Annotated in this window: 1 pseudogene; it reads left to right on the plus strand. The window is 76.2% G+C overall.

The features are described from left to right. Nucleotides 1-734: pseudogene (locus ACYVE9_RS29470) on the plus strand (ATP-grasp domain-containing protein); the annotation flags it as partial.

A 734-nucleotide genomic window follows, 5' to 3' on the forward strand; every position in this document is an offset into this window, starting at 1 on the left:
CGCAGCCCTGGCGACGCCGCCGACGCCGCCCTCCGGCTGGGGCTGCCGGTCATCGCGAAGTGGAGCCGGCCCTGGCTGCTGCCCCCCGGAGCCGGCCTGCGCAGTACCGGAGTGCTGCGCACCGCGCGGCAGGCCGCCCTGCTCTTCGAGCGGGGCAGCGGCTCCGGTAACCGCCTGCTGCTCCAGCGCCTCCTGCCGGGCGGTCGGGGCACCGACTGGTTCTTCCACGGCTACTTCGCGAACGACGGCGCCTGCCTGATGGGCGGTGCGGGCCGCAAGGACCGCTGCTGGCCGGCGGGTGCCGGCCTGACAGCGGCCGGACGCTGGCTGCCCGACGCCGAACTGGAGGCCACCGCACGGCGCTTGGCCGGCGAGCTCGGCTACCGCGGCATTCTCGACCTCGACTTCCGGCTGGACGCCGCCTCCGGCCGCCACCACCTGCTGGACTTCAACCCCCGACCCGGTGCGCAGTTCCGGCTGTTCACCGATCCGGACGGCCTGGACGTCGTGCGGGCGCTGCACCTCGACCTGACCGGCCGCGCGGTGCCGACCGCACGCAGCGTGCCCGGGCGCCGCTTCGTGGCAGAGAACTACCTCCTGCTCTCCGCCCTGCGCGGAGCCCTCGGACGACGGGGCCCCGGCCCGGCCGAGCGACCCCCGGCGGCCCCCTCCACCGAGTGCGCGTGGTTCGCCGCCGACGACCCGCTGCCCTTCGTCGCGATGGGAGTCGCCTC

It is taken from the genome of Streptomyces sparsus, assembly GCF_054776295.1.